This is a genomic window from Okeania sp. SIO2B9, from assembly GCF_010672505.1.
Taxonomy (GTDB): domain Bacteria; phylum Cyanobacteriota; class Cyanobacteriia; order Cyanobacteriales; family Microcoleaceae; genus Okeania; species Okeania hirsuta.
Genome location: NZ_JAAHGK010000406.1, coordinates 1 through 5,670, shown reverse-complemented (window position 1 = coordinate 5,670; position 5,670 = coordinate 1). Strand labels below are relative to the sequence as shown.

Below are 5,670 nucleotides of genomic sequence, written 5' to 3'. Positions count from 1 at the left end.
TACAAGTCGTCGTATGGCAGCTTGTTTACGTGACATGGAAATCATCCTACGTTATGTAACTTATGCTACTTTTGCCGGTGATGCAAGTGTGCTAGATGACCGTTGTCTCAATGGATTGCGTGAAACCTACTTAGCTCTAGGAACTCCTGGTGCTTCTGTAGCAGTAGGTGTTCAAAAAATGAAAGAAGCAGCTATTGCAATTGCTAACGATCCTAACGGCATTACTCCTGGAGATTGCTCCTCTTTAATGTCTGAGATTGGTGGCTACTTCGACCGCGCTGCGGCAGCAGTTAGTTAATAACACTGTAAAAAACTTTTTTTTAAAGATGCTTCATCTAGGCATCTCTAAAGACTTTAAATTTGTAGCAAAATTTGTACTCACAAGATTTAGGAAAGTATCTCAACAATGAAAACTCCTCTTACTGAAGCAGTAACAGCGGCAGATTCTCAAGGTCGCTTTCTGACTAGCACAGAATTATTCTCAGCACTTGGTCGTTTTAAATATGCTCCAGCAAGTTTAGAAGCTGCTAAAAAGCTAACTGAGAAATCCAAAAGTTTGATTGATGGAGCTGCTCAAGCAGTATACAACAAGTTCCCTTATACTACTACAACCCAGGGACCTAACTATGCTTCGACTCCTACAGGAAAGTCAAAGTGTGCTCGTGACATCGGCTACTATCTCCGGATGGTAACATACTGTCTGATTGCAGGTGGTACAGGTCCTATGGATGAGATACTCATTGCAGGAATTGATGAAATTAATAAAACCTTCGAGTTATCTCCTAGCTGGTACATCGAAGCGCTGAAGTATATCAAGGCTAACCACGGTATCACTGGCGATCCTGCAACTGAAGCTAACAACTATCTTGACTATGCTATTAATGCTCTTAGCTAGTAGTTTTCATAGTAACTAGGTGGTGAATGTGAAATTAATGTTCACTAAATTAACTACCCTAAGCTAATATTTAACGTAGCCTGGAGAGGTATACAGGTGCTGGCCTGTCGTTAGTATCTGTTTATCTTTCCAGGCATCGTTTTTTGTCAGAGTTGAATTAAATGAAGTTATGGCACAGCAGCATTGGGATTCACTATCAGAACAAACATCCGACAATGGGGAATCTCTAACGGTAGAAGAAGCGATCACCAATCTCCGGCATGAAGAATTAGGTAAACGATATTATGCTGCTTGGTGGTTGGGTAGATTCCGAGTAAATATACCTGCTGCTATAGAAGGCTTAATTGCAGCTCTAGAAGATGACTCTGACCGAACAGAAGACGGTGGGTATCCTCTCAGACGCAATGCAGCTAGAGCTTTGGGTAAGTTAGAAGACAAAAAAGCTGTACCAGCTTTGATTAAATGTTTGGAAAGCTCAGACTACTATGTGCGAGAAGCAGCAGCAGAAGCATTAGAAATGCTAGGAAACCCTAGCTGCATTTCCGCATTAATTAAACTTTTAGATGGAGGGGTTGAAGCTGCAGTATTAGTTCCAGGTAAGCCTCATCTTGTTCAACCCTACGAAGACATTATTGAAGCTTTAGGAACACTTCAAGCTCAATCAGCAATTCCTTTAATTAAACCTTTTATCGAACATCCTGTAGAGAAAGTGCAATATGCTGCTGCTCGCGCTCTATATCAACTAACCGGAGAAGCAGTTTATGGAGAATATCTGACTCAAGCATTAGATGGTGATAATCTACAATTACGACGCTCTGCACTGATGGATTTAGGAGCGATCGGCTATTTACCTGCAGCTAAGGCAATATCAGAAACCTTAGCCGAAAATAGTATGAAATTAATTGCCCTCAAAGGACTTTTGGAACATCACCTCACAATAAATTCAAAAGTTAAAAGCGGTGCGACCCCGGGTCGGCGTCAGACGCAAGCGGTCAGACCCCGCGACGACGCCAGTCGCAAGCGGTCGGAACCCGCGTCGGCGTCAGACGCAAGGGAATGCCGACCAAGAGAGGGAATGCTGACCAAGAGAGGGAATGCGCACCAAGAGAGTCAAAAGTCAAAGGTAGAATCTCAACTATTATTATCAGATGAGGCTATTAAGGTAATGACTCTAATGGACTCACTTTTATAAAATATTAAGGCGTTGGTGAATTAATGTATGATATTAATCTTAATTATCTAGGAGTCAGGAGTCAGGAGTCAGGAGTCAGGAAAGAAGAAGAAAGAGTAGTAGAGGAAAAAAGTTTTTTGTTTGCACTCTTATCCGGACAAGATATAATACCTCTTTTAACCAACGCCAATATTAATTAGTTTATACTATTCATATTTTTACTATTCTCCTACTTCCCTATTTCCCTAATCTCTAAGAATGAATAACCAACCCTCGACAATCAATAATCAAATCATCCAAGCAGTTGAAGAAGCAGATTCTTCTCAAGGTTTAATTGATGCAGTTAAAGATTTAGCAGCAGCTCAGATAGAAGATGCTATCCCGATATTAATTAAAGTTTTAGGGTACAACAATCCTGGCGCAGCAGTAGCAGCAGTTGATGGGTTAGTTTTACTTGGGGTAAGGGCAGTACTTCCACTACTAGAAAAACTTGACGGTTATAACTATGGTGCTAGAGCTTGGGCAATTAGAGCATTAGCAGGTATTGGCGATCCGCGTGGGTTAGATTTATTATTAGACGCTGCAATAAATGACTTTTCATTTAGTGTGAGACGTGGTGCTGCAAAAGGCTTAGGTTTTATTGATTGGAAAAAGTTGCCAGAATCGCAGATTTTTGATTCTCAACTATCTACGATGAAGACTCTTTTGCAAGTATCCCAAGACCAAGAATGGATAGTGCGTTATGCTGCTGTAGTTGGTTTGTATGGTTTGGCCAAAACTGTAGAAGTTACTTATCCAAAATGGCTTGAGGATATTTTGACCAGGTTTGAGGAGATTGTTGATACAGATACAACTTTAGCGGTTAGTGCTAGGGCACAAATGGCTATTGCAGACTTGGGGAGAGAAAGGAAGTCAGAAGTTGAAAGTGATATTTTAATTACTTAAAAACTCTACTCTACAGTAATTTCAGCTTATTATTTGACTTCATCACTTACCAACTATTTGTGACATTTTTTAAGTTAAATAGTATTAGAAGTCAGAAGTCCTAAGTTATAAGTCAAAAGGGAAAAGGCTTAAAACCTGGACAAAACTTATAGCGGATTCCACTAAGCGTGAAATACACCCATCGCGGGCAAGATGCCCGCACTACAAAAATTTAGTTGTTAATCTCTATACTCCTTATGGGAGGAATCTGCTGTAAATTTCCTGTAGATATGTACGCTAACTTTTATACCAAATATACCAGTTAACATTATATCATATCAAATTCCCTTATTGAAGAAGGAGACAGGAGACAGGAGACAGGAGACAGGAGGAAAATTACATGGGGATTCGCTCCCCCAAGTAATGCGTGAACACCCCCGTTGACGGTGGGGTATTAAACCCACAAAGAAAATGATAATGTTCCATCTGAACGCCATTGCCACACTCCCCACACCTCCCCATCCTTTTTATCTAATTACACCAATGCTACCGGATTTGATACTACCCATTGTGGTATGATAAATTTGAAAATGATAATCATTCCCAAAAATAACCTGTATACTAATGCTCAAGACAATTAGACGAATTCACTGTTTATTCTTAGGAACAGCAGCACTGGCCACGGCTGTTTCTCTCGGAAGTGTTAGTAGTGTGGCCCAAAATCAAAATGAAACTAAAATAGTAGCAACTTTCTTACCTATATATATGTTTACCAAAGGAGTTACCGGAGAAAGTGGAAAAGTAGAACTCTTAATTCCTGCGGGAGCAGACCCCCACGATTATCAGGCAACGCCAGAGAATGCACGGAGTATTGCAGAGGCAGATGTATTAGTAAAAAATGGGTTGGGGTTAGAAGAATTTTTAGAGAAATTAGTTGATGCTACGGGTAATTCTCAACTTCAAGAAATTGATGCTAGTCAAAATATAGAACCCCTAGAAGAAGAAGATAAGGACCACGACGACCACCACGACCACGACCACCACGACCACGACCATGACCACCACCACGGTCATCACCATGAAGAAGGAAACCCTCATGTTTGGTTAGATCCTGTTTTAGCGCAACAACAAGTTAAGAATATTCGGGATGGTTTAATTCAAGCTGACTCTAATAATGAAGCTACTTATAGAGCTAATGCTGATATTTATATTCGTAAATTACAGGAGCTTCACCAAGAATTTCAAACTCGTTTATCACCCTTTCAAGGATGTAAATTTATTGCTTTTCACGATGCTTATCCTTACTTAGCTCAACGGTACAATTTACAACAAATGGCAGTGGTGGAATTGCCAGAAGATAATATCACGCCTAGAGATGTTCAAAGAGTAATAAAAGCAGCTCAAGAATATCAAGTTAAAGGTTTACTTGCTGAAACTGGATTTAATGATAATCGGATGCAACAAATTGCTAAAGATATTAGATTACCAGTCAAAAAATTAGACCCAGTAATCAGCGGTTCGTTAGACCCAGAATATTATTTTACTGCTATGAGAAATAATATAAAAACTTTAGAGGAAATTTGCCAGTGAAGTTAGTAGCAATAAACAAAAATATTCCAGTAGTTGATGTACAAAATCTGACAGTAGTTAGAGGAAAATATCAAGCAGTAGAATCTGTGTCATTTCAAATATTTCCTGGTAGTAATACAGCAATTATTGGTCCGAATGGTGCAGGAAAAAGTACATTAATTCAGGCAATATTAGGTTTAATTCCTTATGAATCAGGCTATATAGAAATTCTAGGCAAACAAATAAAAGATTTAGGAAAACATTGGCAAAAAATTGGTTATATTCCCCAAAAATTACCTTTTGACCGGAGTTTCCCTTTAAGTGTAGCTGAATTAATCAGTTTAGGTTACCCTGAGCAAGGTTTGATGAGGTCGCGGGAAAAGCATATAGCAATAGAAAAAGCTTTGGTACAAGTTAAGTTAGAAAATCAGGCAAAACAGCGAATAGGAAGTTTAAGTGGTGGGGAGTTAAAACGGGTTTTATTGGGATATTGTTTGGTGCAAAATAGACAATTATTAATATTAGATGAAGTTATGGCTGGTATAGACCCAACTGGAGAAATACAGTTTGCTGAATTACTGGCAAATTTACATCGAGAAGAGGGTTTTTCTATTCTGCAAGTTTCCCATGATTTAGATATGGTGAGTCGTTATTGTGACCAAGTTATTTGTATGAATCGTCGTTTATGTTGTCAGGGTAAACCTAGTGTTGCTTTGGATGAAAATAACTTGAGTAAAGTTTATGGGGATAGTTTAACTAGATATGTTCATCAGCATTAATAGGGAATAGTTAAATAATGAATAATGAATAATGAATAATTAATAATTAATAATTAGGGCTTGCTGATTAAATATAAAAGTATTAACAAATAAAGGTTTGAGCCTTTTTAGGTCTGGAAAAAATACCTAGTACACCACCACCGCTGCTAATTGTATTGATTGTGTTGATTGTCTGTCTTGCTGGGACCGTACGGCTGCTGGCAACCTCGAAGAAGACCGACCAAATTCGGATCCAGCCAGAAAACAAACAGAAAACTCGAAAGATCGCCGCCCCAAAGAATCTACACACGTACCTACCTACCTCCTTCTCTCTATCGCTCCTGAAGCAGCAA

Annotated in this window: 5 protein-coding genes and 2 pseudogenes; all 7 read left to right on the top strand. The window is 39.1% G+C overall.

Going from position 1 to position 5,670, the window contains the following annotated elements; all coding sequences use genetic code 11:
- A pseudogene (locus F6K13_RS15580) lies at positions 1–298 on the top strand (phycocyanin subunit beta); the annotation flags it as partial.
- A 108-nt stretch (positions 299–406) separates the two neighbouring features.
- The gene (cpcA, locus tag F6K13_RS15575; RefSeq protein WP_124146652.1) at positions 407–895 is read left to right on the top strand and encodes a phycocyanin subunit alpha; all 489 of its coding nucleotides are present in this window, start codon (positions 407–409) and stop codon (positions 893–895) included.
- A 169-nt stretch (positions 896–1,064) separates the two neighbouring features.
- Positions 1,065–1,832: pseudogene (locus F6K13_RS15570) on the top strand (HEAT repeat domain-containing protein); the annotation flags it as partial.
- A 278-nt stretch (positions 1,833–2,110) separates the two neighbouring features.
- A complete protein-coding gene (locus tag F6K13_RS15565; protein WP_161564661.1) occupies positions 2,111–2,266 on the top strand; it encodes a hypothetical protein in 156 nt (51 codons plus the stop codon).
- A gap of 58 nt (positions 2,267–2,324) precedes the next feature.
- A complete protein-coding gene (locus F6K13_RS15560; protein ID WP_192901179.1) occupies positions 2,325–3,011 on the top strand; it encodes a HEAT repeat domain-containing protein in 687 nt (228 codons plus the stop codon).
- Between the two features lie 603 nt (positions 3,012–3,614).
- Positions 3,615–4,580, top strand: a complete 966-nt coding sequence (locus tag F6K13_RS15555) for a metal ABC transporter solute-binding protein, Zn/Mn family (protein ID WP_124146653.1) — start codon at positions 3,615–3,617, stop codon at positions 4,578–4,580.
- Positions 4,577–5,338, top strand: coding sequence for a metal ABC transporter ATP-binding protein (locus F6K13_RS15550; protein WP_192901277.1), 762 nt, complete (start codon positions 4,577–4,579; stop codon positions 5,336–5,338). The genes F6K13_RS15555 and F6K13_RS15550 overlap by 4 nt, the downstream gene beginning before the upstream one ends.
- The last annotated feature ends 332 nt before the right edge of the window (positions 5,339–5,670 follow it).

Excerpts from the sequence above, each read along its gene's own strand:
- F6K13_RS15560 (WP_192901179.1), top strand. The coding sequence starts at position 2,325 with ATGAATAACCAACCCTCGACAATCAATAATCAAATCATCCAAGCAGTT.
- cpcA (WP_124146652.1), top strand. The coding sequence starts at position 407 with ATGAAAACTCCTCTTACTGAAGCAGTAACAGCGGCAGATTCTCAAGGT.
- F6K13_RS15565 (WP_161564661.1), top strand. The coding sequence starts at position 2,111 with ATGTATGATATTAATCTTAATTATCTAGGAGTCAGGAGTCAGGAGTCA.
- F6K13_RS15555 (WP_124146653.1), top strand. The coding sequence starts at position 3,615 with ATGCTCAAGACAATTAGACGAATTCACTGTTTATTCTTAGGAACAGCA.